Source organism: Streptomyces caniferus, assembly GCF_009811555.1.
In the GTDB taxonomy this organism is placed as follows: Bacteria; Actinomycetota; Actinomycetes; order Streptomycetales; family Streptomycetaceae; genus Streptomyces; species Streptomyces caniferus.
Genome location: NZ_BLIN01000002.1, coordinates 835,805 through 862,203, shown reverse-complemented (window position 1 = coordinate 862,203; position 26,399 = coordinate 835,805). Strand labels below are relative to the sequence as shown.

The 26,399-nt window shown below is 71.3% G+C and carries 22 protein-coding genes; 9 read left to right on the top strand and 13 right to left on the bottom strand.

The window, feature by feature from the left end:
* Positions 1–627, top strand: a complete 627-nt coding sequence (locus Scani_RS05620; RefSeq protein WP_159470599.1) for an OmpA family protein — start codon at positions 1–3, stop codon at positions 625–627.
* A 223-nt stretch (positions 628–850) separates the two neighbouring features.
* Here Scani_RS05620 and Scani_RS05615 read toward each other — a convergent pair whose 3' ends face one another.
* Together Scani_RS05615 and Scani_RS05610 are read right to left on the bottom strand one after the other, a co-directional pair.
* A complete protein-coding gene (locus tag Scani_RS05615; protein ID WP_159470597.1) occupies positions 851–1,375 on the bottom strand; it encodes an AAA family ATPase in 525 nt (174 codons plus the stop codon).
* 82 nt (positions 1,376–1,457) lie between these two features.
* On the bottom strand, positions 1,458–1,853 hold the full coding sequence (locus Scani_RS05610; protein WP_159470596.1) for a DUF192 domain-containing protein: 396 nt from the start codon (positions 1,851–1,853) through the stop codon (positions 1,458–1,460).
* Positions 1,854–1,925: 72 nt separating this feature from the next.
* Here Scani_RS05610 and Scani_RS05605 point away from each other — a divergent pair, with 72 nt between their 5' ends.
* Positions 1,926–2,660 carry a prepilin peptidase gene (locus Scani_RS05605; RefSeq protein WP_159470594.1) on the top strand — a complete coding sequence of 245 codons (735 nt, stop codon included), beginning with the start codon at positions 1,926–1,928 and terminating at the stop codon, positions 2,658–2,660.
* A gap of 311 nt (positions 2,661–2,971) precedes the next feature.
* On the opposite strand, the gene mgrA is transcribed toward Scani_RS05605, so the two are convergent.
* Positions 2,972–4,003: an L-glyceraldehyde 3-phosphate reductase gene (gene mgrA, locus Scani_RS05600; protein ID WP_159470592.1), complete on the bottom strand. Its 1,032-nt coding sequence runs from the start codon at positions 4,001–4,003 to the stop codon at positions 2,972–2,974.
* Between the two features lie 140 nt (positions 4,004–4,143).
* On the opposite strand from mgrA, the gene Scani_RS05595 reads away from it, so the two are divergent.
* From Scani_RS05595 to Scani_RS05580, 4 genes are all read left to right on the top strand, one after another.
* Positions 4,144–4,923 carry an isoprenyl transferase gene (locus Scani_RS05595; protein WP_159471741.1) on the top strand — a complete coding sequence of 260 codons (780 nt, stop codon included), beginning with the start codon at positions 4,144–4,146 and terminating at the stop codon, positions 4,921–4,923.
* A gap of 562 nt (positions 4,924–5,485) precedes the next feature.
* Complete coding sequence (gene phoH2, locus Scani_RS05590; RefSeq protein ID WP_159470590.1) at positions 5,486–6,808, top strand: RNA 5'-3' helicase PhoH2; 1,323 nt, start codon at positions 5,486–5,488, stop codon at positions 6,806–6,808.
* 406 nt (positions 6,809–7,214) lie between these two features.
* Positions 7,215–7,916, top strand: coding sequence for an aggregation-promoting factor C-terminal-like domain-containing protein (locus tag Scani_RS05585; RefSeq protein WP_159470588.1), 702 nt, complete (start codon positions 7,215–7,217; stop codon positions 7,914–7,916).
* A 127-nt stretch (positions 7,917–8,043) separates the two neighbouring features.
* Entirely contained in the window at positions 8,044–9,588 is a 1,545-nt protein-coding gene (locus Scani_RS05580) for an AI-2E family transporter (RefSeq protein WP_159470586.1), read from the top strand.
* An 83-nt stretch (positions 9,589–9,671) separates the two neighbouring features.
* On the opposite strand, the gene Scani_RS05575 is transcribed toward Scani_RS05580, so the two are convergent.
* Together Scani_RS05575 and Scani_RS05570 are read right to left on the bottom strand one after the other, a co-directional pair.
* Complete coding sequence (locus Scani_RS05575; protein ID WP_030084287.1) at positions 9,672–10,205, bottom strand: alkyl hydroperoxide reductase; 534 nt, start codon at positions 10,203–10,205, stop codon at positions 9,672–9,674.
* Positions 10,206–10,237: 32 nt separating this feature from the next.
* Entirely contained in the window at positions 10,238–10,792 is a 555-nt protein-coding gene (locus tag Scani_RS05570; RefSeq protein ID WP_030084285.1) for a peroxiredoxin, read from the bottom strand.
* Positions 10,793–10,924: 132 nt separating this feature from the next.
* Here Scani_RS05570 and Scani_RS05565 point away from each other — a divergent pair, with 132 nt between their 5' ends.
* Complete coding sequence (locus Scani_RS05565) at positions 10,925–11,884, top strand: hydrogen peroxide-inducible genes activator (protein WP_159470584.1); 960 nt, start codon at positions 10,925–10,927, stop codon at positions 11,882–11,884.
* 89 nt (positions 11,885–11,973) lie between these two features.
* Here Scani_RS05565 and Scani_RS05560 read toward each other — a convergent pair whose 3' ends face one another.
* From Scani_RS05560 to Scani_RS05525, 8 genes are all read right to left on the bottom strand, one after another.
* On the bottom strand, positions 11,974–12,573 hold the full coding sequence (locus Scani_RS05560) for a dihydrofolate reductase family protein (protein ID WP_159470582.1): 600 nt from the start codon (positions 12,571–12,573) through the stop codon (positions 11,974–11,976).
* A 57-nt stretch (positions 12,574–12,630) separates the two neighbouring features.
* A complete protein-coding gene (locus tag Scani_RS05555) occupies positions 12,631–15,027 on the bottom strand; it encodes an FtsX-like permease family protein (RefSeq protein WP_308686552.1) in 2,397 nt (798 codons plus the stop codon).
* A gap of 5 nt (positions 15,028–15,032) precedes the next feature.
* Positions 15,033–17,459, bottom strand: coding sequence for an FtsX-like permease family protein (locus tag Scani_RS05550; protein ID WP_159470580.1), 2,427 nt, complete (start codon positions 17,457–17,459; stop codon positions 15,033–15,035).
* Positions 17,456–18,145, bottom strand: a complete 690-nt coding sequence (locus Scani_RS05545) for an ABC transporter ATP-binding protein (RefSeq protein WP_159470578.1) — start codon at positions 18,143–18,145, stop codon at positions 17,456–17,458. Before Scani_RS05545 ends, Scani_RS05550 begins: the two co-directional genes overlap by 4 nt.
* Positions 18,142–18,666 (bottom strand): PadR family transcriptional regulator, encoded by a 525-nt coding sequence (locus Scani_RS05540; protein ID WP_159470576.1) that lies wholly within the window; start codon positions 18,664–18,666, stop codon positions 18,142–18,144. Before Scani_RS05540 ends, Scani_RS05545 begins: the two co-directional genes overlap by 4 nt.
* Before the next feature lie 128 nt (positions 18,667–18,794).
* Positions 18,795–21,239 carry an ABC transporter permease gene (locus tag Scani_RS05535; protein ID WP_159470574.1) on the bottom strand — a complete coding sequence of 815 codons (2,445 nt, stop codon included), beginning with the start codon at positions 21,237–21,239 and terminating at the stop codon, positions 18,795–18,797.
* A 159-nt stretch (positions 21,240–21,398) separates the two neighbouring features.
* Positions 21,399–21,680: a type II toxin-antitoxin system antitoxin gene (locus Scani_RS05530; protein ID WP_159470572.1), complete on the bottom strand. Its 282-nt coding sequence runs from the start codon at positions 21,678–21,680 to the stop codon at positions 21,399–21,401.
* A gap of 64 nt (positions 21,681–21,744) precedes the next feature.
* Positions 21,745–22,716: an SPFH domain-containing protein gene (locus Scani_RS05525; protein WP_159470570.1), complete on the bottom strand. Its 972-nt coding sequence runs from the start codon at positions 22,714–22,716 to the stop codon at positions 21,745–21,747.
* Positions 22,717–23,024: 308 nt separating this feature from the next.
* Between Scani_RS05525 and Scani_RS05520 the strand changes: the two genes are divergently transcribed.
* The gene (locus tag Scani_RS05520; protein WP_159470568.1) at positions 23,025–25,298 is read left to right on the top strand and encodes a transglycosylase domain-containing protein; all 2,274 of its coding nucleotides are present in this window, start codon (positions 23,025–23,027) and stop codon (positions 25,296–25,298) included.
* 601 nt (positions 25,299–25,899) lie between these two features.
* Positions 25,900–26,382: a hypothetical protein gene (locus Scani_RS05515; RefSeq protein WP_159470566.1), complete on the top strand. Its 483-nt coding sequence runs from the start codon at positions 25,900–25,902 to the stop codon at positions 26,380–26,382.
* Positions 26,383–26,399 lie beyond the last annotated feature (17 nt).

Genomic DNA, 26,399 nt, shown 5'->3' with positions numbered 1-26,399 from the left:
ATGACCGTGACCCAGATGCCCCGAGGGCGCCGCGCGCCCCGTACGGCCGTCACCGCCGCCGTCGCCCTGCTGTTGACCGCGGCGCTGACGGTCCCCGCCGCCCATGCCGATCCGCCGGGCCTGACCGAGGACTCCAGCCCCCCGGTCCACATCGACCCCAACGACCCCGATCTGCGGATGGTCCAGGGCGCCAAGCTCGCCCCCTCCAAGGTCCTCAACATCAAGTCCATCGTCGAGACCGACGACGGCTCCGAGCGCCGCCAGGACACCAACGACAACGTGACCTTCTCGCTCCAGGCGGAGGTCCTGTTCGACAAGGACAGCGCCGAGCTGTCGTCGGACGCCCTGTCGCGCATCGGCACCATCGCGGCGGAGATCAAGAAGCAGAACGCCACCAGCCTCCGGGTCTTCGGCTTCACCGACAACCTCGGCTCGGCGAGCCATGGTCTGGTCCTGTCCAAGAAGCGCGCCAACGCCGTCCAGCAGGAGCTGGCCAAGGACCTCGGCTCGTCCGTCGCCTTCCAGATCCGCGGCTACGGCGAGCAGTACCCGATCGCCGACAACACCACCGAGGCGGGCCGCAAGAAGAACCGCCGGGTCGAGGTCAGCTTCCCGCGCACCTCGTGACCGGTGCCGGGTCCGGGGGTACGGATTCACCGCGGAGCTGCCTGTTCCAGAGTGGGAAGGCCACGATCCGGAGCGGCTCACCCAAGGGGAGTCCGGCGCCGTCCGGGACGTCACCCGACAGCGCCTCACAGCCCGACACCGGTGATCAGAGGCACTGCTCGGGGGCTTGCTGAGTCGCCGGCCTCGGCAAGATCACACCCGTCAATCGCCGGGGGAGCAAGCCTCAGCCCTTGACGGCCTGGGCGATCTGCAGGGCGGCCTGGGCGGGCGTGAGGTGCGTGGTGTCGACGACCTCGGCCTCGCCGTGCAGCCACGCGCGGGCCGCCTCGGCATAGGGCTCAAGGTATCGGAGACGGAACGGGGAGTCGGGGCCAAGAACAGTGTCGCCCGCGATGCGCCCCCGGAGGGTCTCCTGGTCAGCGTGGAGGACGAAATGCCGTACCGGAACGGCATGGCGGGCCAGGCCCGTGCTGATCTCGCGCCAGTACTCCTCGACCAGGACAGTCATCGGCATCACCAGAGTGCCGCCGGTGTAATCGAGGACACGGCGGGCGGTCTCGACCACGAGCGGCCGCCACGGCGGCCAGTGCTGGAAGTTGTCCGTCACGGGCAGCCCCGGCGTGATGTCCATGAGTGTCTCGCCGACCTTCTCGGCGTCGAACACCCGTGAATCCGGGATCAGCTGCTGCACGAGTGCACTCGTCGTCGTTTTGCCCGCACCGTGGGTGCCGTTGAGCCAGACAATCATGGGACCGACGCTAGCGGCGCACGGACCCGCAGCCGACGACTGTCACGTCACAGCACTGCTGCAGGAATCCGGGCGCGAGTACCTAGAGCTCGTGGACCTGGCCGGACGCGGGACCGGCCACGGGCCGGCGGACGGGCTCGACGCCGAGCCGGACGCCCGGGCGCAGGCCCCAGCGCGCCATCGTGCCGGCCTCCGCCTCCAGGACGTGCCGGGCGCGGAGGCGGGGCAGACCCAGCCGGCCCGGACGCATGGTGCGGACGGACAGCACGGTGAAGTCCCGGCTCAGGTAGGCGACATCGATCGCGAACCGCATCCGGAAGGTGTGCACACTGCTCGCCGGGGTCAGAAACAGTGCCCCCTCGATGCCGTCGCGGCCCAGCAATCCGCGAGTGCGGGCCCGGTAAGAGGCCGCGATCTCCACCGGAATGCCGGTCTTTGCACCGTGCAGCACCCCCGGGCCGTTCTCCCAACGCGCCATGCACAGCGTTGTATCAGCTCCCGTGCGGCAGATCCGCCCGAGGGCCGGTGCCGAACCGCCTAGGGTCGACGCGTGTCAGTGATGCTGATGGTGCTCGCCGCCGCCTACGGGGCCGCGACCGGGCTGTTGATACCGCGGCCCGCCCACCGGTTGGCCGTCGGGCCCGAGGAGGAATGGCGCGCGGTCTGCCCCGGGGGGCATGCGATCACGGGGGCGGCGCGGGGCTGGCTGGGGCGGGGGCACTGCCCGGACTGCGGGGCGTACGGGCCGGGGGTGCTGTCGACGGCGGTGGCCACCGCGGTGGCCTGTGCGGCCCTGGCAGCGGCCACCGGACCACGGCCGGAACTCGTCGCCTGGCTGATGATGACGCCGGTCGGGGTGCTGCTGGTGACCGTCGACTGGCGGGTCCGCCGCCTCCCGGACGCGCTGACCGTGCCGCTCGCCGGGCTGGCGGCGGCGCTGCTGGGGCTCGACGGCTGGCTCACGGGGGAGACCGGGGCCTGGCGGCGGGCGCTGCTGGGCGGCCTGGTGCTGGGCGCGGGCTACCTCCTGCTCTATGTCGTCAACCCGCAGGGGATCGGGCTGGGCGACGTCAAGCTGGCGGTCGGGCTGGGGGTCGCCCTTGGGTGGTACGGCTGGCGCACCCTCGTCACCGGCGGAGCGGCGGGGGTGCTGCTCGGCGCGCTCTACGGCGCCGGGCTGCTGATCTTCCGGCGCGGTGCACGGGGCACGGCCATGCCCCTGGGGCCCTTCATGATCCTGGGGGCGTTCGGCGGGCTGCTCCTGGGTGCCGCGGCGGCCGCCTGACCGCGGGCCCGCACCCCGCACCGGACGGGATCCCGCCCGCGGAACCGCCCTCTCCCGGGACCCGCCCGAGCCCGAGCCACGCCGTCTCGCGCGCCGGTGCACGAAGCATGCCTCCCGCGGGGTTATGGTGGAAACCCCCCCTCGGGCCGGTCCGTATCCCCCCACGGACCGGCCCGCTTTTTGTCCGAGGCCGCGCAGGCCGCCGACTCCGGTGGGAGAGGCCCTGGCCCCCGGGGGAGCTCAGGGCCACCGGCGAGGGCGCGCGGCCGGCTCCGCCGGATGCGTCATCGGACGGCGCGCCGGAGCGTGTCCTAGCGCCGCGCCCAGATGTTCACGCCGTCCGTGGTCTTCGCGAACTCGTCGATCTCGGCCAGCTCGGCATCCGTGATCGCGGGGGCGTCGAGGGCGGCGATATTGGCCTCCAGCTGGGCGACGCTGCTGGCGCCGATCAGGGCGGAGGTCATCCGCGCGTCGCGGAGCACCCAGCACAGGGCGAGCTGGGCGAGCGACTGGCCGCGGCGGGCCGCGATGTCGTTGAGGCCGCGGAGGCGGCGGACGACATCGTCGGACAGCAGCCCCGGATCCAGGGACTTGCCCAGGGAGGCCCGCGAGCCCTCGGGGATCCCGTGCAGGTACTTGTCCGTGAGCATGCCCTGCGCAAGTGGCGCAAAAGAGATGCAGCCCATGCCCTCGGCTTCGAGGGTGTCCAGCAGCAGATCGTCCTCGGTCCACCGGTTGATCATCGAGTACGAGGGCTGGTGGATCAGGGCCGGTACGCCCATTTCGCGCAGAATTCCGGCGGCTTCCCGGGTCTGCTCGGCGCTGTAGGAGGAAACCCCGGCATACAGGGCCTTGCCCTGCTGGACGGCGGACGCCAGCGCGCCCATCGTCTCCTCCAGCGGGGTGTCCGGATCGAAGCGGTGCGAGTAGAAGATATCGACGTAATCGACACCCATCCGCTTCAGTGAGGCATCCAACGACGAGAGGAGATATTTCCGCGAACCCCATTCACCGTAGGGACCCGGGTGCATCAGATATCCGGCCTTCGTCGACAGAATCATCTCGTCGCGGTAGCCGCGGAAGCCCTGCGCGAAGATCTTTCCGAAGTTCAGCTCGGCGGACCCGGGTGGCGGTCCGTAGTTGTTGGCCAGATCGAAGTGGGTCACACCCAGATCGAAGGCGCGGCGCAGGATGTCCCGCTGGGAGCTCAGGGTGCGGTCATCACCGAAGTTGTGCCACAGTCCAAGGGAGATAGCGGGGAGTTTGAGTCCGCTGCGACCCGTTCTCCGGTACTTCATCGTGTCGTAGCGGGAATCCGCTGCGCGGTAGTCGGTGCCAGTCATGCTCATCTCCCTATCACGTACCTGTGACCTACCTGATTGGGCTGTCGAGACAGCCGAGAAGTAAAGTTGCCCACTTGAGGCGACGGGGCGACCGCCATTGGCACGGAGGGGCTGGACCACACATGCTGCGATCTTCCGGGATGCGCATCCCTTATCCGCCTGCACTGCGCAATCTGGTCTACCGGCTGTACGCGCGCAGGGTGGAGGGTCGCCTGGATCACACCCAGGTGCCCAAGCACATCGGCGTCATCCTGGACGGCAACCGGCGCTGGGCGCGGGCCGACGGGCGGACGACCGAGCAGGGCCACCAGGCCGGCGCGGCCAAGATCAGTGAGCTGCTCGGCTGGTGCGAGGAGACCGATGTCGAGGTGGTCACGCTCTGGCTGCTGTCGACGGACAACCTCGACCGGCCCGAGGGGGAGCTCAAGCCGCTGCTGGGCATCATCGAGAACACCGTCCGCGATCTGGCCGCCGACGGCCGCTGGCGGGTGCACCACGTCGGCAACCGCGATCTGCTGCCGACCGCCACGCAGCAGGTGCTCAAGGAGTCCGAGCAGGCCACCCGCGACAACACCGGCGTGCTGGTGAACGTCGCGATCGGCTACGGCGGCCGGCAGGAGATCGCCGACGCGGTGCGCTCGCTGCTGCTGAGCCACGCCGAGCGCGGCACCTCCTTCGAGGAGCTGGCGGAGATCGTCGACATCGATCTGATCTCCGAGCACCTCTACACCCGCGGCCAGCCCGACCCGGACCTGGTGATCCGTACGAGCGGTGAGCAGCGGCTGTCGGGCTTCATGCTGTGGCAGAGCGCCCATTCGGAGTACTACTTCTGCGAAGTCTTCTGGCCGGCGTTCCGGAAGGTCGACTTCCTGCGCGCGCTGCGCGACTACGCGGCCCGGCACCGGCGCTACGGCTTCTAGGCGCTCCGGCGCGCTTCACCGCGTTCCGCCAGGCGAGTTACTCACGCCCTGTAAGTCCGTTACACCCCTGAAGTTCTTGATGTCCCCCGTGTTACGGGACGTCACCAGGCCCCGTCGGCTCGATGTGCCGCTGACGGGGCCTCTTCTGACGCAGCTTCCTCTCGCGTACCACCTCGGCCCCGCCGCCGCACCGCGAGCGCGCGTCACCCAAGGTTCATCGTCCGTGCGTCATATGCCGTGGCATGGCCAAGCAGGTTCGAGGGAATATCCCTTCCAGGTCGGCGTCCGGAACAAGCCATCGGGCGCCGCATCTCAGCGGACGGCATGGGGTCGTCCGCCCGGGAGGCCCTTTGCACATCACGGAGGTCCGTGCGTACCGCGCGGTCGACGCGGAGGGCCGGCGCTCGGCCCGCGCAATGTGGTCCGAGCCCGGTCCGGTCACTAGATGGCCGGGGGTCCCGGGGACGCCGCCCAGCGCCAGCTGGACCAGCGGTGCCCTCGGGAGCACACCGCCCCGCGACGCCGTCGCACCCCAACCTCATCCGAGGGGGTTCGTCCACCCGTGGTGAACATCAAGCAGCGCCGTGAGCACGACCGGCGCACTTATGTCCTCGACACCAGTGTCCTGCTGGCGGATCCAGGAGCCATGTCCCGCTTCGACGAGCACGAGGTCGTGCTGCCGGTCGTGGTGGTCACGGAACTGGAAGCCAAAAGGCACCACCCCGAGCTCGGCTACTTCGCACGGCAGGCGCTGCGCCTGCTGGACGAGTACCGGGTGCAGTTCGGGCGGCTGGACTCGCCCATCCCCATCGGGGATCTCGGCGGGTCGCTCCGGGTCGAGCTGAACCACTCCGACCCCGGCATCCTGCCCGCGGGCTTCCGGCTCGGCGACAACGACTCGCGGATCCTCGCGGTGGCGCGCAATCTGCAGGCCGAGGGGTACGACGTCACGGTCGTCTCCAAGGACCTGCCGCTGCGCATCAAGGCGTCCTCGGTCGGGCTGCTGGCCGAGGAGTACCGCGCCGAGCTGGCGATCACCGACTCCGGCTGGACGGGGATGGCCGAGCTGACCGTCTCCGCCGAACAGGTCGACGACCTCTTCGCCGACGAGACCGCCCATGTACCGGAAGTCTCCGAACTTCCGGTACATACCGGACTTGTGCTGCAGTCCGAGCGCGGCAAGGCGCTCGGCAGGGTCACCGCGGAGGGTGCGGTCCGGCTGGTGCGGGGCGACCGGGAGGCGTTCGGCATCCACGGCCGCAGCGCCGAGCAGCGGATCGCACTGGATCTGCTGCTCGACCCGGACGTCGGCATCGTCTCGATGGGCGGCCGGGCCGGTACGGGCAAGTCGGCGCTGGCGCTGTGCGCGGGCCTGGAGGCCGTGTTGGAGCGCCGGCAGCACCGCAAGGTGATGGTGTTCCGCCCGCTGTACGCCGTCGGCGGGCAGGAGCTGGGCTACCTGCCGGGCAGCGAGGCCGAGAAGATGAGCCCCTGGGCTCAGGCCGTCTTCGACACGCTGTCCGCGGTGACCAGCAAGGACGTCATCGAAGAGGTGGTGGGGCGCGGCATGTTGGAGGTGCTGCCGCTGACCCATATCCGCGGGCGTTCGCTGCATGACGCGTTCGTCATCGTGGACGAGGCCCAGTCGCTGGAGCGGAACGTCCTTTTGACGGTTCTGTCCCGTATCGGGGCCAACTCCCGGGTCGTGCTGACGCACGATGTCGCGCAGCGCGACAACCTCCGGGTCGGGCGGTACGACGGTGTGGTCGCGGTCGTCGAGAAGCTGAAGGGGCACCCGCTGTTCGCCCACGTCACGCTGAACCGCTCGGAGCGTTCGCCGATCGCGGCGCTGGTGACCGAATTGCTGGAGGACGGCCGGATCTGACCGGTTGTGAACACGGCGCCGCCCGGCGAAGCGAAGGAGCTTAGCCGGGCGGCGCAGTGCTGCAAGTGGATATCCGAAAATCATTTGCCGTAAACGAGGTGTGAGCTTTCACACCCAGTGGGGAATTGCCTCCCGGCATCCCGGTCGGGCAGAGTCTGGGTCCTGTCAGGCCCCGCATACGGCATCAAGCACCCCCAGCGGTGTGTAGAACCAACGAACTTCATAGCGATGCGCCGTATGCCGCCCGAGCACCACGCGGACCCCGAGGGGGACGTACCGGGCCAGTGCCTCCCGTGACCAGCCGGACCCGCCCGCTCAACAGGGCCCGGAACAAGGGGAGGTCAGCGTCAGGGGCACGATTGCGCCCGCGAGGTCACCTATGCGGGCGATGCTGGAAGGAAATCGTGTGAGCCGGATCTCGGTCCGGGGATTCGCCGTGGCATCCGCCACCGCGGTCACCACCGTCGGCGCCGTAGTCGGCGTCGCTGCAGGCAACGAGCCCGCCTCGGTCGGCAACACCGAGGCCACCGCTGCCGACGCGACGATCGCCGACATCCCCGCGGGCGCACAGGCCCAGGTGCAGACGGCTTCCCTGACGCAGCAGGCGGACGACCAGTCCACCCAGGCCGACACGGCAGCGCTGAAGTCCGCTCAGGAATCGGCCCGCAAGGCCGCCGCTGAGACCGCGAAGAACAAGAAGGACGCGGCGGACGAGGCGAAGGCCAAGAAGGAAGCCGACGCGCACAAGGAGAAGCTGGCCGCGTCCCGCTCCTCCACGCGCGGCGACCTGGGCGACCTCCTCGGCAAGGGCTCGTACAGCGTGTCCGAGACGCAGGCCATCGCGCGGCAGATGATGGCCGGCGACCAGTTCCAGTGCTTCAGCAACATCGTGGACCACGAGTCCGGCTGGAACTACAAGGCCACCAACGCCGGCTCGGGCGCCTACGGTCTCGTCCAGGCGCTGCCCGGCTCCAAGATGTCCTCGGCGGGCTCCGACTGGCAGACCAACCCGGCCACCCAGATCAAGTGGGGGCTCAACTACATGAACGACCGCTACGGCAGCCCCTGTGGCGCCTGGTCGTTCTGGCAGGCCAACAGCTGGTACTAGGCCCGCCGGCCGTACCACCGCACTTCCGAAACCCCCGAACGCGGCAGCGTCGGGGGTTTCGTGCGTCCGGCGCAGGTAACGTCGTGCCCGTCAGGTTGTGGCGCGTGGGAGGGGAAGAGGAAGGCACATGTCCAGATTGCCTCAGTGGGTCGGCGGCCTCGGTGCCGGTCTGACGCGGCTCTCGCAGCGGCTGGAGGAACAGCGCCGCCGCGCGGATGCCGCGATGGAGGTCGCCCCTGAAGGGAGCCTGCCGGGCTCCCTGGGAGAGACCGGCGACCCGGAAGAGCTGAGGCGTGCCGGACGCGCGGACGCTTCCGCGGCCGGCGGCTCGGCGGACGACGCTCCGGCGCGCGACGGTGCGGCGGGCACGCTCACCGTCCCCCGTACCCACCTGCCGGAAGCGACGGACGGGGTGCCGCACCCCGCGACGGAGCTCGTCGCACCGTCCCCCGACGCCGTGCCGACGACGCCGGAGAACGTTCCCCCGCCGCCCTCCTACGCCCCGGCCGTGGCGGCCCGCCCCGACCCGGTCGACGCGGTGCCGTGGGGCGTACGGGTCGCCGCCGAGGCGGGCTGGCGCCTGCTGGTGCTGGCGGCCACGCTGTGGGTCCTGGCGCGCGTCATCACCACCATCGAACTGGTGGTGCTCTCCTTCATCGCGGCGACGCTGATCACCGCGCTGCTGCAGCCCACCGTGGGCTGGCTGCGTCAGCGCGGGCTGCCGCGCGGAGCGGCCACCGCGCTGACCTTCATCAGCGGGTTCGTCATCATGGGCCTGGTCGGCTGGTTCGTGGTCTGGCAGGTGCAGGACAACATCGACTCGGTCTCCAGCCGTATCCAGGAGGGCATCACCGAGCTCAAGGGCTGGCTGCTGAAGAGCCCGTTCCATGTGACCGAGTCTCAGATCAACCACATCGCCAAGAACCTGCAGGACGCCGTCGGCGCCAACACCGAGGCCATCACCTCGGCCGGCCTGGAGGGCGTCACCGTCGTCCTCGAAGTGTTCACCGGCATCCTGCTGGCGATGTTCACCACGCTCTTCCTGCTCTACGACGGCCGGCGGATCTGGAACTGGCTGCTCAGGCTGGTCCCGAGCGCGGCCCGCGAGGGCGTGGCGGGGGCCGGGCCGCGGGCCTGGCGGACGCTGACGGCGTATGTGCGCGGCACCGTCGTCGTGGCCCTGATCGACGCGATTTTCATCGGTATCGGGCTCTACTTCCTCAATGTGCCGCTGGCCGTGCCGCTCGCCGTCTTCATCTTCCTGTTCGCCTTCATCCCGCTGGTCGGCGCGGTGGTCTCGGGCGCGCTGGCGTGTGTCATCGCGCTGGTCGCCAATGGGGTGTTCACGGGGCTGATGGTGCTGGCGGTCGTACTGGCCGTCCAGCAGATCGAGGGCCATGTGCTGCAGCCGTTCATCCTGGGCCGGGCGGTGCGGGTCCATCCGCTCGCGGTGATCCTGTCGGTCGCGGCCGGCGGGCTGATCGCGGGCATCGGCGGTGCGGTGGTCGCGGTGCCGCTGGTGGCGGTCACCAATACGGTGGTCGGCTACCTGCGTTCGTACTCCATGGAACAGGCGGTACGGATGGCGGTGGCACCCCGCGGTGCCACCGCGATCTCGGTGGCGCCGACGCCGCCCCCCACGCCGCGCCCCTCGGAGGAACCCCCGGTGTGACTCCACCGGGCACCGGAACGCACAGAACCCCGCAGACGCGATGTCTGCGGGGTTCTGTCTGCGGGTGTCGCGCGCGGCCCGAATTACTCGGCGAGCGCGGCCTCGGCGTCGAGGGTGGCGCCGACGGCCTGCAGGACGGACGCGATCTTGACGGCCTCCTGGATCGTCTCGCGGTCCACACCGGCCTTGCGGAGCACCTGCTCGTGCGAGTCCAGGCACATACCGCAGCCGTTGATGGCCGAGACGGCCAGCGACCACAGCTCGAAGTCGACCTTGTCCACGCCCGGGTTGCCGATGACGTTCATCCGCAGACCGGCGCGCAGGTTGCCGTACTCCGGGTCCGACAGCAGGTGCCGGGTCCGGTAGAAGACGTTGTTCATCGCCATGATGGCGGCGGCCGACTTGGCGGCGGCGTACGCCTCGGGGGAGAGGTTCGCCTTCGCCTCCGGCTCCAGCTCGCGCAGCACCTTCGGCGAGCGCGAAGCGATCGCGCAGGCCAGCACGGTGCCCCACAGCTGCTGCTGCGGAAGGTCGCTGTTGCCGATGACCGAGCCGAGGTTCAGCTTCAGGTCCTTGGCGTAGTCCGGTACGGCGGACTTCAGTTCGTCGAGAGCCATGTCAGATCAGCCTCCAGTTCGCTAGCGGAGTGTCACTCGCCCGAGAGCAGCGCGACCGGGTCGAGGGTCTCGTCGCCCTTGGACCAGTTGCAGGGGCACAGCTCGTCGGTCTGCAGCGCGTCGAGGACCCGGAGGACCTCCTTGGGGTTACGGCCGACGGAACCGGCGGTCACCATGGTGAACTGGATCTCGTTGTTCTGGTCGACGATGAAGACGGCGCGCTGCGCGAAGCCGTCCTCGCCCTCGATGCCCAGGTCGCGCATGAGCTCGTGCTTGGAGTCGGCGAGCATCGGGAAGGGCAGGTCGGTCAGGTCCGGGTGGTCCTTGCGCCAGGCGTGGTGCACGAACTCGGAGTCGCCGGAGAAGCCGAGGACCTGGGCGTCACGGTCGGCGAACTCGTCGTTCAGCTTGCCGAAGGCGGCGATCTCGGTCGGGCACACGAAGGTGAAGTCCTTGGGCCACGCGAAGACGATCTTCCACTTGCCCTCGTAGGTCTTGTGGTTGATCTGCTCGAACTCCTGGCCCTGCTCCAGCGAAACGCAGGCGGTCAGGTCGAACTCGGGGAACTTGTCACCGACAGTGAGCACGTACTCTCCTTGTTGCGCAGAAATTCCCTTTTGGGGTCTTTCCTTGAGGCTTGGACGGGTCTCACAGTGCCACAGGAGGCATTGATCAGTGAAATAGCTAGACTGGTTGAAGTTGATCGGAGGTGGTTATCAGTGGCTTCACCGGCGAGTCAGGGCGGCCGGCCCCGCCAGCCCAGCCTGGCCCAGCTGCGGGCGTTCGCGGCGGTGGCCGAGCATCTGCATTTCCGCGAGGCGGCGGCCGAGATCGGAATGAGTCAGCCCGCGCTGTCCGGGGCGGTCTCCGCGCTGGAGGAGACCCTCGGAGTGCAGCTGCTGGAGCGTACGACGCGCAAGGTGCTGCTGTCGCCCGCGGGGGAACGGGTGGCCGCGCGGGCCCGGACGGTCCTGGAGGCCGTCGGCGATCTGATGGAGGAGGCGGAGGCGGCCCGTGCGCCGTTCACGGGCGTGCTGCGGCTCGGCGTCATCCCGACCGTCGCCCCGTATCTGCTGCCGGCCGTCCTGCGTCTGGTCCACGAGGCCTACCCCGACCTGGACCTCCAGGTGCACGAGGAGCAGACCGCCTCCCTCCTGGAGGGGCTGGCCCACGGCCGCCTCGACCTGCTCCTGCTCGCCGTGCCCCTCGGCGTCCCCCAGGTCACCGAACTCCCGCTCTTCGACGAGGACTTCGTCCTGGTCGCCCCCAAGGAGCACTGGCTCGGCGGCCGCGGCGACATCCCCCGCCAGGCCCTCCAGGAACTGGACCTGCTGCTGCTCGACGAGGGCCACTGCCTGCGGGACCAGGCCCTGGACATCTGCCGGGAGGCCGGGCGGGACGAGAACACCCCCGTCACCACCAGCGCGGCGGGCCTGTCCACCCTGGTGCAACTGGTGGCCGGCGGGCTCGGTGTGACCCTGCTGCCCCGCACCGCGCTACGGGTCGAAACCGGCCGCAACGACCAGCTCACGACCGGCTACTTCGCCGATCCGGCGCCCTCGCGGAGGATTGCTCTGGCGATGCGGGCGGGCGCCGCGCGCCAGGGGGAGTTCGAGGAGTTCGCGGCGGCACTGCGCGGGGCGCTGCGGGGGCTGCCGGTGCGGATGGCCGGGGAGTGAGGGACGGCGCCCGGTCCGTCGGTGGGGGCGCGGGGCGCGGCCGTGACCGCCGTGCGCGCGGGTGCCGGCTCTCCGGTGTTCCGGCGCCCTCAGACCGTGGCGGTCCGGTCGTACGTCAGGAAGGCCGCGCCGCTCTGCAGGACCGTGTGCTCGGTCAGCTCCCACGTTCGGGGGTCGAAGGCGGTGGTGCGGGCGAAGAGCGGGATGCCGGTGCCGAGGGTGAGCGGGCTGAGCTTGATGATCAGCTGGTCGATCTCCGGGTAGAGCGCGCCGGCCAGTTCGCTGCCGCCCAGCAGCCAGATGTCCTTGCCGTCCGCGTCCTTCAGCTCGCGCACCGTCGCCACCGGGTCGGCGGCCACCACCTCCACCGCCGGGTCCGGGCTCTGCTCCATCGTCCGGGAGAAGACGAGGTGCCGCAGGTGGGGGTAGGCATTGGTGAGGCCGGCCCGCAGGCCGATGTCGTAGGTGCGCCGGCCCTCCAGGACGGTGTCGAAGCGGGTGCCCTCGTCGGTGATGCCCAGGGCCGACCTGGCGTGGACGGGGAGGATCTCCGGGAGTTCGGCGGCCAGATGCTTGACGTAGTCGTCGGCGATCGGCCAGAAGCCGTCCGGGCCGGTGGGGTCCGCGCCGTCAGGGCCGGCGAGGAAGCCGTCGAGGCTGGAGGCGATGCAGTAGACGAGTCGGCGCATAAAGGGTCCCCCTGGGGCAGTTGATGGGCACTGCGGTGGCGAAATGATCTCGCAGATTCATTCCGTACGCAGCCCATCCGGGCGCATCAGGCGCCACAGCAGCGGCAGGGAGAGCGCGGTGACGCCGAGGACCACGGCCGCCCCGGTGCCGGTGAGGGTGAGGATGCCCCACCAGTCGGCCCGCAGGGGGCGGCGCGCCATGTGGAGCAGCAGCGAACCGAGGCCCAGTCCGCAGCCGAGCGCCAGGGCCAGGCCGAGCGCCACCGGGACGGCCGTCTGCCACAGGACCGAGCGGCCCAGTACGGCGCGCGGGGTGCCGAGGGCGTCCAGTGCGGACAACGTCCGTGCCCGTTCCCGGAGTTGCTCCAGGGCGCTGATCAGCAGACCGCAGCCGATCAGCAGCAGTACGGCGGCGGCGCAGGCGGTCAGGCCGCGGCGGGTGGCGTCGACGAGGTCCGTGCTGCCGTCGGTGTCGTAGGCGGCGACATCGATCCGCGGGGAGGCCGCGGCGGCCGTGTTGCGGACGTGTTCGATCGCGTCGGGGGCGCGGGGGTCGAGCCGCAGCAGAACGGCGCTGCCCGGGTGGCGGAGCAGGGCCGGGGGCATGGCCTCGGGGGTGGCGAGCAGGCCGGGGCCGGTGTAGCGGGGGGCGAGGCTGTCGTTGATGACGGTGGTGCCGCGGGCGGTGGTGGGGACGGACCAGACGGCGGGCGAGCGGTGGTCGTCGCGGCTGCCGACCGGGTCGAGGGCCAGTCGTTCGCCGGGGCGCGGGAGGAGGGAGCCGCCCTCGGGGTCCCGGGCGAGGAAGACATCGCCCCCGGAGCAGTCCCGGATGCGGGCCAGGTGGCGGAGAGTGGCGCAGTCGGCGACGGTCACCGGGTACGGCTCGGGATCGTCGTCCCGGTGTGCGGGGTGCGCCAGGGCCCGTTGGTGGCGTACGGAGTCCGCGTAACCGAGGACCACGGTGTGCGCCTCCCGGACGCCCGTGATCGCGCGCAGCCGCGCGGACAGCTGCGGGATGCGGGCCACGGGCACCGCACCGTCCTGCAGATGGACCTCGGTCCAGGCGGGCCGGCCGGTCGGCTGGTCGAGGTCCTGGGAGCCGGTCAGCAGCAGTTGCACGGCGAGGGCACCGGCCACCGCGACGGTGATCCCGCTGACCGAGCGGCCGGCCGTGGACCGGGTCAACTGCAGTCGCCGCAACGCCAGTTGCCAGGACTGTCCGCCGAAGCCCAGGCCGGCCAGAAGGGCCACCGCGGCGTCCACCAGCCAGGGCAGCAGCGCCGCCACGCCCAGCAGGAGCAGCGAGACGCCGACGATCACCTGGGCGTTGCCGGCGTCGCCGCCGCTCAGCCCGCCGATCGCCTGCGGCAGCAGCAGCGCCGCTCCGGCGGCGGGCAGCAGCAGCCGCCACCACAGCCGGCGGCGTATCGACGGCGCCGCGCGGGTGACACCCAGCGGCTCGACGGTGACCCGCCGCATGGTGAGCAGCGTGACGCCGGCCGAACAGAGCGGGACGGCCAGGGCGATGCCCCCGGTGAGCACGGGGTCGGGGACCACGTCGGACGGGAAGACACCGATACCGAAGAGCGAGATGCCGGTGAGCGGGACCCGGCAGGACAGGAAGACCGCGGCCCCGGTGAGCAGGCCGAACAGCGCACCGGCCAGCGCCTCGCCGGCGGCGATCCGCCGGGTGGTGGCCCGGTCAGCGCCCACCAGCCGCAGCGCGGCCAGCCGCCGGTCGCGGCGCTCCCCGCCGAACCGCACCGCCGTCGCGATGAAGACGGCGACGGGGGCCAGCAGCGCGACACAGCTCACCACGATGATCAGCACCACCAGCGGGCCGGCCCGGAACGGGGCGCCGTCGCCACCGAACGCGGTGATCCGCTCGACCCCGTCCCCGGGCCCGAGGAGGGCGTCGCTGCCCTGGTAGAAGAGGAGTTCGCCGGGGTGGGTGAGACCCGCGTCATGGATCGTGGCGGTGATCCGCAGATGCGGGAAGCGGTCCCTGAGCAGGTCGCCCTCGGGCGAGGCCAGCAGCGCCGAAAGGGCGGGGGAGACGGCCAGTTCACCGGGGCCCGGCAGCCGGGAAAGGCCCGGCGGGACGGGGGCGTGCCGTCCTTCGGCCTGCAGGAGCCGGCCCCGCAGGGCCTGATCGCGGTAGGCGCCGTCGGCCGAGACGGTCAGCAGGGTCCGGTCCGAGGGGCCGCTCCCCGCCACGGCGGGCACGACGGTGCGAGCCCGCTGCCGGTCCATGGCGGCGTTCAGCACGTGGGGGACGGCCGCCGCCAGCAGCAGCACCGCGACGCCCAGGCCGACGCCGAGGGCGGTCAGCGCCGTACGGATCCAGCCCTCACGTCCGCCCGTGACGGCGAAGCGGGCACCCATGACCAGGTCGGCACACCAACGGCGGGCGGTCCGTCCCCGGCCCGGATCGAGAGGACCGGGCAACACCGCGCTCACTCCGTCCGCAGCCCGTCGGGCCGCATCATCCGCCACAGCGGCGGCAGGCTCAGCAGCGTCACCAAGAAGATCATGCCGCCGCCGATCCCCGTGATCCCCGCCACCACCGGCCAGTCGACCGTCACCGTGCTGTCGATCATCGTCAGCAGCAGCGTCCCCAGCGCCAGCCCGCAGCCCAGCGCCAGGCCCAGGCCGAGCACCACGGGCAGGGCCGTCTGCCACAGCACCGACCAGGCCAGGGTGGCGCGGCGGGTGCCGTACGCATCGAGGGTGGACAGCAGTCGGCGGCGCTCGTAGAGCTGCTCGACGGTGGAGATGATCAGGCCCGAGCCGATCAGCAGCAGGGTGAGCGCGGCGCCGGCGAACAGGCCCTCGCGGACGCTCGTGTACTGCGCGTCATGCGGATTGTCGACGGCGGAGAACTCGTTCATCGTCGGGTCGATATGGGCCACGGTGTTGCGGATGTGCTCCACGGCGTCCGGGGTGCCGCGATCGAAGTCGACCTTGAACTCCATGGTGGGGTCCTTGAGCCGGCCGGTGTCGATCGCGGACGGCGTGGCCAGAAGGTCGTACGTGACGCGGTCGGGGCCGCGCCCGTGGTCGAGGAGCCGGGCGCCGCGGGCCGCCGCGGGGATCGTCCAGGGGTGCGGGGGCTGCGGATCGTCGTCGAGGTACGCCGGGTTGAGCCTGATCCGTGCCCCGGGGGCGAGGGCGGGGTCCCGGTCCGCGGCATCGGTGACGAAGACCTCGCCCTCCCGGCAGGAGCCCAGACGGGCCAGCTTGCGCAGCTCGGCGCAGCTGCCGATGGCCAGCGTCGAGGGCGGTCCGGCGGAGGCGGGAAGCGCGGTGGCCGGCAGCCGGCCGACGTTCGCGTCGATCGTGCCGCGGACCGCCGTCACCCCGGGGGTGGCGCGCAGCGCGGTGAGCGCCCGCTGGGTCTGCGGCCAGCCGTCGGCGTTGTCCCACAGGCCGATCCGCGGGAGTTTGCCGGACTGTGCGTACGCCTGGGTGTACCCGGCCTGCATACCCGTCATGAGCATATGGATCGCGATGGCGCCGGCCACCGCGACGGTGATGCCGCTGACCGCGCGGGTGGCCGAGCTGCTGCTCAGCTGCAGGCGGCGGACCGCGAGTTGCCAGGGAACGGGACCGCCGCGCAGCCGGCCGACCACCGTGTCCACCAGCCAGGGCAGCAGGACGGTGACGCCGAGCAGCAGCAGCATCGAGCCGGTCGCGAGGCGGACGGTGTTGAGCACGGTGTCGTGCCACGGCCGCTCCCGGGCCAGCGGCACCAGCAGCAGGACGCCCACGGCAGGCAGCGCCACCCGCCACCACAGCCGGCGGCGGAGCGCGGGGCGGTTGCGGACGATGCCCAGCGGCTCGACGGTGATGCCGCGCTGGGCGAACAGCGTCACCAGGACGGCGGCCGTCGGGACGAGCACGGCGATCAGTGCGGCGGCGACCGGGGACGGGGCCACGTCCGAGGGGAAGACGTTGACGTCCCACAGCGTGACCGCCGACGCGCCCTGCCGGCCGGCCAGGAACAGCGCGGCGCCCCCCACCAGCCCCAGCAGCGAACCGAACAGCGCCTCACCGGAGGCGATCCGGCGGGTGGTGCGGACATCGGCGCCGACCAGCCGGAGCGCGGCCAGCCGGCGCTCCCGGCGCTCGTTGCCGAACCGTACGGAGGTGCCGATGAAGACCATCACCGGCGTCATCAGCGTCACACACGTCATGACCACGAGGAGCACGGCGGGCGCCCGCATCGGCGGCGGGTGCCATTCCTTGCCGAAGTGGTCGATGCGGTAGCCGTTGGCCGCGGTGAGCGTGGCGCTCCCCGCGACATAGGTGAGTTCTTGGGGGCCGCGCAGACCGGCGTCACCGATCACGCCGGCCACCTTGTAGTCCAGCCGGTCGCGCAGCAGCGCACCGCTCGGGGAGTCCAGCAGCTCCTTGAGCGCCGGGGAGACGAGCATCCGTCCGGGGCCGGGGAGCCGGCCGATGCCGGGAGGGACGGGCGGTCGGGCGCCGTCCGGGCGGACCAGGCGGCCGCGGACCGGCACACCGCGGAAGGTGGTGTCGGTCGAGGCGTAGCGCAGGGTGCGGGCGGAGGGCGGGGGAGGGTGCTCCTGGCCGAGGTTCTCGCGGGCCTTCTCCCGGCCGTGCCAGGCGTCCATCAGGGGCGGCACGGAGGAGCAGAGCAGCAGGACGGCCACGCCCAGCGCGACGCCGGCGGCGGTCAGCGCCGTACGGACCCAGCCCTCGCGGCCGCCGCCGGCCGCGAACCGCATCCCCATCATGAGGTCACGGGCCCAGGCGAGGGGGCCGGTGCGCGCGGCGGCGGACGGGCCCCGGGGGGCGGGAGGTCCGGGGGCGCGGTCGCCGGGGTGGCCGCTGCCCGTGTGCGAGCCCAGCAGGCTCATAGCAAGCCCGCCGGCATGTCCTTCACTTTGCCGTCGCGGACCACGATCTCCCGGTCGGAGTAGGCGGCGACCCGGGCCTCGTGGGTGACCAGGACGACCGCGGCGTTGGTGTCCCGGGCGGCGTCGGTCAGCAGGGTCAGTACGCGTTCGCCGTTGAGCGAGTCGAGGGCGCCGGTGGGCTCGTCAGCGAAGACGACCCGCGGCCGGGTGGCGAGGGCGCGGGCCACCGCGATCCGCTGGCCCTGGCCGCCGGATATCTCCCCGGGCCGCCGGTCCTGCACCTTCTCGACCTCCAGCCGCTCCAGCCACTCGCGCGCCTGGCGTTCGGCCTCCTTGCGCTTGGTGCCGTTCAGCCGCAGCGGCAGCGCGACATTCTCCAGCGCGGTCAACTCCGGCACCAGCTGGCCGAATTGGAAGACGAAACCGAAGTCGGTACGGCGCAGGGCGCTGCGCTGGGCGTCGCTCAGCGCGGTCAGGGAGTGCGGGCCGTAGTGGACGGTGCCGGCGTCCGGGGCGATGATCCCGGCGAGGCAGTGCAGCAGGGTCGATTTACCGGAGCCGGAGGGCCCCATGACGGCGACGACCTCGCCCGGGTGGATGGAGAACTCCACGCCGTCCAGCGCCGGTGTCTCCCCGTAGGTCTTGCACAGCCCTTCCGCCGCGAGCAGGGATCCCTCCGGCGTCATGCGCGGACCGCTTCCGCCAGTTTGTCGAGCCGGGCGGCGGTCAGCTCCAGCCAGCGCAGATCGGCTTCGAGGTGGAAGAGCGCGTGGTCGCAGATCAGTTGGTCGGCGAGGTCGCCGGAGCGCTTGCGCTCGGTCAGCCCGCGCATCAGCCGCAGATGCTCGGCGCGCTGGGTGTCCAGCAGCTCGGCGGCGTCGCGGTCGGTCATCAGGGCCAGGACGACCTTGGTGTAGAGCGTCGAGTGGAGGTACGGCTCGGGCTTCTCCGGGCGGGCCAGCCACTGGGCGACATCGGTGATCCCGGCGTCCGTGATCGCATACCGCTTGCGCTCCGGGCCGGCACCGGCCTCCACCCCGTCCACCTCGACCAGGCCGTTCTTCAGCAGCCGGGACATCGTGGAGTAGACCTGCCCGTAGTGCAGCGGCCGGTCCTGGCCGAAGTGCTCGTCGAAGGCCCGCTTGAGGTCGTAGCCATGGCGGGGTCCGGACTCCAGGAGGCCCAGCAGCGTATGACCGATTGACATGCGGACCACCTTACTCGGGGGTGTATCGCTGGTGTATACGCGCCCTGTATAGCGGTGGGTGCGAGAGTGCCGGGTCCCGCGGCGGGTGCGCGCGGCCCCCCGGGGGCGCGGGCCCCGGTCCGCCTCGATCACTCCGTCCGCAGCCCGTCCGGGCGCATCAGCCGCCACAGCGGCGGCAGGCTGAGGAGGGTGACGAGCAGGACCAGCGCGGCGCCGGCCCCCGCCATCGGCCAGATCACCGACCAGTCCGGCGAGGACGTGCCGACCAGGCGCAGCAGGACGAGCCCCAGCCCGCTGCCGCCCACGACGGCGAGCGCCAGCCCGAGGGCCACCGGCACGGCGGTCTGCCACAGGACCGACCAGCCCAGGGCGGCCCGCCGGGTGCCGAACGCCACCAGCACCGACAACAGCCGACGACGCTCGCGCAGTTGCTCCAGCGTGGCCAGCAGCATGCTCGCCGCGATCAGCGCCAGCGTCACCGTCGAGGCGGCCAGCAGCCCGGTGCGCACGCTGGTGAACTGCCGGTCGCGCTCGGTGTTCCGCAGCTCCCGGACGTCCGCCGCCGGATCGAGGCGGGCCGCGGTGTTGCGGGCGTACTCGGCCGCGTCCGGGACACGGGGGTCGGTGGTGAGCACCGCCTCGGCCGTGGGATCGGCGGGATCCGGTACGGGAAGCGCCGACGGGGTGGAGAAGACGCCGAAGGGGAAGGGGGCGACGGCGCCCGCGGGGCCGGGGCGCGAGGTGAGGGTCCTGGCCGCTCCGGGGACGGTCCACGGCACCCGTCGGCCGCCGGCCCGCGGTCCGTCCGGCCCGTCGTGCAGCAGCACCGTCCGGCCCGGCCGGACGGCCCGCGCGAACGAGCCGTCATCGGCCGCTCCGCTGTCGTCCCGTAAGAGGAAGACCTCGCCGTCCTTGCAGGAGCGCAGGTCCGCCGGGGGCAGGTCCACCAGCTCCCGGAGCCCGGCGCAGTCGCCGACGGCCAACGGGACGGGCGGACTGCCAGGGCCCTCGGACGGCGACGCCGAGGCGTTCAGGACCGTGACGACACCGCGGACTCCCTTGGTCGCACGGAGCTCCCCGGCCATCCTCCGGTGTGCCGCGGCGTCCCGGGTCGGCAGCGTGACGAGGAGCCGGCCCCGTGAGGCGCCCCGTCCCGTCGTCGTCACGAAGTCGCCCTGGACGGCGGCGAACAGCATCTGCAGCGCGATGGCGCCGGCCACCGCGACGGTGATGCCGCTGACCGGGCGGGCCGCGGTGCCGCTGCTTAGCTGCAGGCGGCGCACCGCGAGTTGCCAGGAGACCGGGCCGCCGCGCAGCCGGGCCACCACCGCCTCCACCAGCCACGGCAGCAGCATCGTGATCCCGAAGAGCACCAGCAGCGCACCGCCCGCGAGCAGCGCGGGATGGATCCGGGCATCCACCGGGGCCGACGGGCCCGTGCCGCTCAGCAGCAGCACCGCCGCACCGAGGACCGGCAGCGGCAGCCGCCACCACACCCGGCGGCGCCGGACCGGGTGCCGGCGGACGACGCCCAGCGGCTCGACGGTGACACCGCGCAGGGCGACGAGGGTGACGGCGACCGCGGCGAGCGGCACGGCGAGGGCGATCAGCGCGGCGAGCGCGGGGTCCGGAGCGAGGTCGGCGGGGAAGGCATTGACGTCCCAGACGGTGATCCGCCCGAGGAGCCGGCGGGCGAGCAGGAACAGGCCCGCGCCCACCACCAGCCCGCCCAGCGCCCCGCCCAGCGCCTCGCCCGCCGCCATCCGCCGGGTCATCCGGCGGTCGGCGCCCACCAGCCGCAGTGCGGCCATCAGGCGGTCGCGTCGCTCACCGCCGAAGCGCACCGCGGTGGCGACGAAGACGGCCACCGGCATCAGCAGCACCACACAGGCGACGACGACGATGACGCCGAGCCGGGGATTCATCGGTGCGGCGGGGAGCTCGCCGCCGAAGTGGCCGATGCGCGGCACCCGGGCGGAGGGGGTGAGGCCGTCCTCGCCCGCGTAGTAGGCCAGTTCGCCGGGACCGGCCAGGCCCGGGGCGGCGATGGTGCCCACGACCCGGCGCCCGAGCCGCTCCCGCAGCAGTGCGCCGTCGGGTGCGGCGAGCAGCTCCCCGAGCGCGGGCGAGACCACCATCTCGCCGGCCCGTGGGACGGTGCGCACCCCCGGCGGCCGGACGGGGGAGGGGCCGTCGGGCCGCAGCAGCACGCCGCGGACGCTGTCCCCGCGGAACTCCGTGCCGACCTCGCGGTACAGCAGGGTGCCGGGGCCGGGGCGGGTCCCCGCCTCGGTGTTCCGGTCGACGAGCCGGGCCTCGAGGCGTTCCTGCCTGCTGGCCAGGAGGTGCGGCACCGAGGCGGCCCCGAGCAGCAGCACCACCCCGAGCCCGACGCCCACGGCGGTCAGGAACGTACGGGCCCAGCCCTCGCGGCCCCCGGCGACGGCGAATCGGAGGCCCATGGCGAGGTCACGGGCCCAGACGGCGGGACCGCCCCGGTGCGCGGGGGCGGGCGCGGCGCCGTTCGCCCCGTGCGGTGCGTCGGCTTCGGGCGGGGAACCGGCCGGGGTCATGGGCGGGCCTTAGGGAGTACGGGCAGGGATACGCCCCGTGGGGCCTGCGGACGCGCCGGACCAGGGGTGCACCGCGCACTCTATAGGAGATCTATACGCACGGTGTATACATCTGGCGTTTAGCGTACGCGTCGTCCCGTTCACCCGGTGTCCGGCCCCTCAGGCCCCCGGTGGCCGGTCGTCCCTCGGCTGCTTGGGCGGCCGCCCCCGCCGCGGGATCGCCCCCGCCCCGCGGGGCAGTCGCCCCGCCTCCGACAGCGCCTTGCGGAGCAGGAACTCGATCTGCGCGTTGGCGCTGCGCAGCTCGTCGTCGGCCCACCGGGTCAGCGCGTCATGGATCGACGGGTCCAGCCGCAGCAGCACCTGCTTGCGCCGCTGCGGCTGTCGCGCGGGGGCCCGCCCGCTCTCGGCGTCGGGCCCCTCGGGGGTGTCGGCACTCATGCCGAAGCCTCGCTTCGTCCGGCCTCGCCCGCGCTCGGCGCGCGCCGGTCCGCGGTGCGCTCGCTCACTGGTAGAGGGAGCCCGTGTTCAGGACCGGCTGGGCGGCCCGGTCGCCGCAGAGCACCACCATCAGATTGCTGACCATGGCCGCCTTCCGTTCCTCGTCCAGCTCGACGATGCCCTGCTGGCTGATCCGGTCCAGCGCCTGCTCGACCATGCCGACCGCGCCCTCGACGATCTGCTGGCGGGCCGCGACCACCGCGCCGGCCTGCTGCCGCTGGAGCATCGCGGAGGCGATCTCGGGGGCGTAGGCGAGGTGGCTGAAGCGGGACTCGATGATCCGTACGCCGGCGGCCTGGACCCGTGCGGTCAGCTCCAGGGCGAGCTTCTCGGTGATCTCCTCGGCGTTGCCGCGCAGCGACAGGGCGTTCTCGTCGTGTGCGTCATAGGGGTACTCGATGGCGATGTGCCGGACTGCCGCCTCGGTCTGGGTGGCGACGAACTCCAGGAAGTCGTCGACCTCGAAGAGCGCCTGGGCGGTGTCCTCGACCTGCCAGACCACGATCGAGGCCAGCTCGATCGGGTTGCCGTAGGCGTCGTTGACCTTGAGGACGGCGGTCTCGTGGTTGCGCACCCGGGTGGAGATCTTCCGGGCGCTGGTGAGCGGGTTCACCCAGCGCAGCCCGTCGGTGCGGATGGTGCCGACGTACCGTCCGAAGAGCTGGATGACCCGGGCCTCGCCGGGCGCGACCATCTTCACGCCGGTCATGCAGAAGAAGGAGCCGAGGAGCAGCAGGACGCCGGCGATGATCATCGGCACACCGGCCGCCTTGTGGCCGCCGTCGCCGAGTACGCCGCCGACGATGATCGCGGCGATGCCCAGCGCCACGCCGAGCACGGTCAGCAGGAGGGCGAGGCCGCCCGGAATGCTGTGCGCCGGGACCTCGCGGACCTGCGGGCGGGGCATCTCGGGAGCGTCGGCGGCGAGGTCCTCGCCGGGATCGGCGGAGCGGTCGGCCGGTGTCTGGTCGGACATGGAATCCCCGTTTCTCCCCATGCGGTACGTGATGTCGGCCGCAAGGGGTGATGTCTCTGGTCTAGCAAAGTGATAGCACTTTAATCCCTGGGACGGTGGGGTGTCCAGAGGTCGCACGGGGGTCCGTCGGCGGAAAGTTCCCAGGTGGGGCCGTGGCGACGCGCAAAACCCACCCCTTGGTTCCGTGATGCCGGGTGCTGTTTGTCACGTCAGGAAAAGCCTTGATCGATGAGTATTTGTTTATAGATGCGGTGTTAGCTTCAACAGCTGAGTTAGCTGGGGGCGGAACGACTGGAGTTGCTGAAGCGATGGGCCGAGCGGACGCGAGACGGGCGCGACAGGGAAGCGCCCGCCGGGCCAGAACGAAGGACAAGAAGTCCGGCATACGCCGCTTCTTCACCTGGAAGAAGCTCCTCGGAGCCTTCCTCGGGGTATGCCTGCTGGGCATCCTCGGCTTCATCGGCCTGTATCTGTACGTGGACATTCCCAAGGGCAACAACGAAGCCAAGCTGCAGAGCAACGTCTACAAGTACGCCAACGGCAAGGTCATGGCGCGTACCGGTCTGCGCAACCGTGAGAACGTCCCGCTGAACCGCATACCCAAGGACGTCCAGCGCACCTTCGTCGCCGCGGAGAACAAGAACTTCTTCCACGACTCCGGTGTCGACCTGATGGGCACCATGCGCGGCATCTTCAACACGGTGATGGGCCATGGCAAGCAGGGTGGTTCGACGATCACCCAGCAGTACGTCAAGAACTACTACCTGAGCCAGGAGCAGACGGTTTCCCGCAAGCTCCAGGAGATCGTCATCTCGCTCAAGGTGGACAACAAGTTCGGCAAGGACGACATCCTCGCCGGCTACATCAACACCAGCTACTACGGCCGCGGCGCCTACGGCATCCAGGCCGCCGCCCAGGCCTACTACGGCGTGGACGTCGAGAAGCTGACCGTCTCGCAGGGCGCCTACCTGGCCTCGCTGCTCCAGGCGCCGAGCCAGTACGACTGGGCCATCGCGACCCCCGCCGGCCAGAAGCGGGTCCAGGAGCGCTGGGCCTACACCCTCGACAACATGGTCGAGATGAAGTGGCTCTCCCCGGAGGACCGCCGCAAGCAGACCTTCAAGAAGCCGAACGACCCCAAGCCGCCGCCCGGTGTGAGCGGCCAGACCAACTACCTCGTCGAGCAGGCCAAGCAGGAGCTCTTCGCGCAGGGCGTCGACGAGAAGCAGTTCGCGGCCGGCGGCTGGACGGTCACCCTCGGCATCGACAAGAACAAGCAGCAGGCGCTGGAGAAGGCCGTCAAGCGCAAGCTCCTCGCCGACCTCGACCCCAAGAAGCGCAAGGTCGACGCGGACGCCCAGCTCGGCGCCACCTCGGTGGACCCCAAGACCGGTCGCATCGTGGCGATGTACGGCGGCGAGGGCCCGCCCAAGCACTACCGGAACAACGCCACCCGCACCGACTACCAGGCCGCCTCCACCTTCAAGCCGCTGATCCTGGCCTCCGCCATGGAGAACAACGCGGTCACCCAGGACCGCGTCCCGATCACCCCGAACACCATCTACGACGGCCGTAACCGCCGTCCGGTCGTCGGCGGCACCATCCCCTTCGCGCCGCCCAACGAGGACGAGCAGCCGTACGGGAAGATCAGCGTCCAGACGGCGACCAACAACTCCGTCAACGCGGTCTTCGCGCAGATGGGCGCGGACGTCGGCCTGGAGAACGTCAAGAGGACCGCGGTCAGTCTCGGCATGGACGACAGGATGGACGTCAAGCCCGCCATGACCCTGGGCACCATGGGCGCCAGCCCGCTCCAGATGGCCGGGGCCTACGCCACCCTCGACAACCACGGCAAGAAGGTCACCCCGACGCTGGTCACCCGGGCCTCGCACAGCGTCAACGGCGTCGACACCAAGGTGCCGCTGAAGAACCCGATCGGCGAGCAGGTGCTCAGCCGCCAGACCGCCGACACCGTCACCTCCGTCCTGACGGGTGTGGTCAACGACGGCACCGCCTCGGATGCCGTGAAGAACACCGCCTACAAGGCGGCGGGCAAGACCGGCACCTCCGACGACGACAAGTCGGCGTGGTTCGTGGGCTACACGCCCAAGCTGGTCACCGCCGTGGGCATGTTCGGCGAGTCGCCCCAGGGCGGCCGGCAGGTCACGCTCAAGAACGCCGGCGGCGACGGCCGGGTCAACGGCGGCGGCTACCCGGCCCGGGTGTGGGCGGACTACACCGAGGCCGCGCTGAACGGCAACACCGCCGCGGACTTCGACCTGGACACCAACATGGGTGCCGCGATCCCCCCGACCCCCACCCCGACGCCGAGCCACACGCCGTCGTCCAGCCCGAGTCCGTCCAAGACGCCGAGCGGTTCGCCCTCGCCGACCCCGACGAAGCCGAGCGGGCCGCCCTCACCGACCAACAGCGGGCGGCCGAGCCCGCCCGTCCCGTCCGGCTCCGGCTCGCCGGACGGCGGGGTGGACGGCGGCGGCGCCGGCGGCGACGGCAACCCAACCGGTGGTACCGGGGACGAGACAGGCGGAAACAAGGCCGACAGTCTGCCCGGCTTCAACTGACGCGTCAGTCCGGCCGGCACCGAGAGAGGGGCACCCGACGTTTCGGGTGCCCCTCTCTCGTATGAGAACCGTGCGGCTGCACCTCGAAGGGCGTGCGGCCTTTCCAGGCGAGACTCTTCCCCGGGGGCGAAGCGCTGGGGCCCGGTGAGGGCCGGCGCGCAGGATCCTCCGACGCGGCACAGCGACGACTCGTCAGTGACTGCGTCCATGGCGGGTTGCGTCGCTGCCCGCGAAGTCCCCAGCAGAGCGACAAATCGGTACGTGTGAAGAATCGTGATGGATAGCACATGCTGACGCTATGTAGCGCCAGCGGGGATGAGTGGCTTATACCGTCCGCGTGTTGACTCTGAACCGCCCTGTGGTCGTGACAAGCCGTCGCGACGGGCCGGAGCCCGCCGGGCTGGGGGAAGATTCCCCCTTTCCCGGACAAGCGTTCCACCGCTAAGCTCCGCGCTGATCCCGAGGCGAATGAACTCGCCGTGAGCCAGGGGCTGTTGGGGAGCAGCTGCTGTCTGGCCTCTGGTCTTGCACCACGGATCGGCATCTATGGGGGAAACATATGCCTGGCAAGTTACAGTCCACAGCCCGTGTTCTGGTGGCCGTGACATCGATTGCGGCCTTTGGGCTCGTCGTTCCGCAAGCTTCTGCTGTCGCGACGCCGAAGGCCTCCGGCGTCACACTCCTGCCGGAGGCGAAGAGTGAAACCCGGGCCATCGCCGCGGCCGACCCGCAGGCGGTGCAGGCGATGGCCTCGCTGTGCGGCTCCGGATATGCGCTCACGTACGCCGAGCGCTTGCCGGACGCGACTCGCTTCGGAACTCTCTTCACCTACAAGAACGCAGCCGGAGCGTCCTGCGCCGTCTTCGACAACAACTCGGGCTTCACCAAGTACATGAAGCTCAAGCTGTGCGAGAACTCTCACGGTCAGCCGTGCGTCACGGATGAGGGCAACTTCAGCCAGTACGCCGGCCCGGTCCGCGTCAAATCCGGATTCTGCGCGACAGTCACCGCAATCATGAAGGACTCCAAGAGCTCCCACGCCGCGCTCATCGACAGGGTGACGACCGTCCCGCCGTGTGACTGATCATTGGAGTAACTGAC

Bases quoted from the DNA above. Each gene is read 5' to 3' on its own strand.
- Scani_RS05620 (WP_159470599.1), top strand. From the start codon at position 1: ATGACCGTGACCCAGATGCCCCGAGGGCGCCGCGCGCCCCGTACGGCC.
- Scani_RS05615 (WP_159470597.1), bottom strand. From the start codon at position 1,375: ATGATTGTCTGGCTCAACGGCACCCACGGTGCGGGCAAAACGACGACG.
- Scani_RS05610 (WP_159470596.1), bottom strand. From the start codon at position 1,853: ATGGCGCGTTGGGAGAACGGCCCGGGGGTGCTGCACGGTGCAAAGACC.
- mgrA (WP_159470592.1), bottom strand. From the start codon at position 4,003: ATGACTGGCACCGACTACCGCGCAGCGGATTCCCGCTACGACACGATG.
- Scani_RS05595 (WP_159471741.1), top strand. From the start codon at position 4,144: ATGCGCATCCCTTATCCGCCTGCACTGCGCAATCTGGTCTACCGGCTG.
- Scani_RS05580 (WP_159470586.1), top strand. From the start codon at position 8,044: ATGTCCAGATTGCCTCAGTGGGTCGGCGGCCTCGGTGCCGGTCTGACG.
- Scani_RS05575 (WP_030084287.1), bottom strand. From the start codon at position 10,205: ATGGCTCTCGACGAACTGAAGTCCGCCGTACCGGACTACGCCAAGGAC.
- Scani_RS05560 (WP_159470582.1), bottom strand. From the start codon at position 12,573: ATGCGCCGACTCGTCTACTGCATCGCCTCCAGCCTCGACGGCTTCCTC.
- Scani_RS05550 (WP_159470580.1), bottom strand. From the start codon at position 17,459: ATGAGCCTGCTGGGCTCGCACACGGGCAGCGGCCACCCCGGCGACCGC.
- Scani_RS05545 (WP_159470578.1), bottom strand. From the start codon at position 18,145: ATGACGCCGGAGGGATCCCTGCTCGCGGCGGAAGGGCTGTGCAAGACC.
- Scani_RS05540 (WP_159470576.1), bottom strand. From the start codon at position 18,666: ATGTCAATCGGTCATACGCTGCTGGGCCTCCTGGAGTCCGGACCCCGC.
- Scani_RS05535 (WP_159470574.1), bottom strand. From the start codon at position 21,239: ATGACCCCGGCCGGTTCCCCGCCCGAAGCCGACGCACCGCACGGGGCG.
- Scani_RS05530 (WP_159470572.1), bottom strand. From the start codon at position 21,680: ATGAGTGCCGACACCCCCGAGGGGCCCGACGCCGAGAGCGGGCGGGCC.
- Scani_RS05525 (WP_159470570.1), bottom strand. From the start codon at position 22,716: ATGTCCGACCAGACACCGGCCGACCGCTCCGCCGATCCCGGCGAGGAC.
- Scani_RS05520 (WP_159470568.1), top strand. From the start codon at position 23,025: ATGGGCCGAGCGGACGCGAGACGGGCGCGACAGGGAAGCGCCCGCCGG.